Consider the following 558-nt stretch of genomic DNA (forward strand, 5'->3'; position numbering starts at 1 on the left):
CCGTCAATGGGTTATCGAGGACAACTTCGTGGCTGGTCGTCCAGATTGGAATGTGGCTGGCGCAGAATTTGTTGCCGACGTTGTGCCTTACGAAGAAATGAAGCTTCGCATGCTAAATGGTAGCCACTCGTTCTTAGCCTACCTAGGTTACCTTGGCGGTTACGCGCACATCTCTGACACCATGACAGATGAAGGCTACCGCAAAGCGGCATTCGACATGATGATGCAAGCACAAGCCCCTTCGCTGACCATGCCAGAAGGCACCGATTTAGAAGGCTACGCTAAACTGCTTATCGAGCGCTTCACTAACCCAAGCTTAAAGCACAGAACATGGCAAATCGCGATGGACGGCAGCCAGAAGATCCCACAACGCATGGGTGGCAGCTTACGATTCCACCTTGCTCAAGGCTCTAACTTCTCATGGTTGGCAACGGCGATTGCAGGTTGGATGCGCTACGTATCCGGCGTGGACGAGCAAGGCAACGACATTGATGTTCGCGATCCAATGGCAGAGACACTACGTCAGATTTGCGACCAACACGGCTTGAACGTTTCAGT

1 pseudogene is annotated in these 558 nt (G+C 52.3%); it reads left to right on the forward strand.

The features are described from left to right. Positions 1 to 558 (forward strand): annotated as a pseudogene (locus R7Z49_RS26865) (fructuronate reductase); the annotation flags it as partial.

It is taken from the genome of Vibrio sp. 1562 (assembly GCF_033340155.1).
Lineage (GTDB): Bacteria > Pseudomonadota > Gammaproteobacteria > Enterobacterales > Vibrionaceae > Vibrio > Vibrio alginolyticus.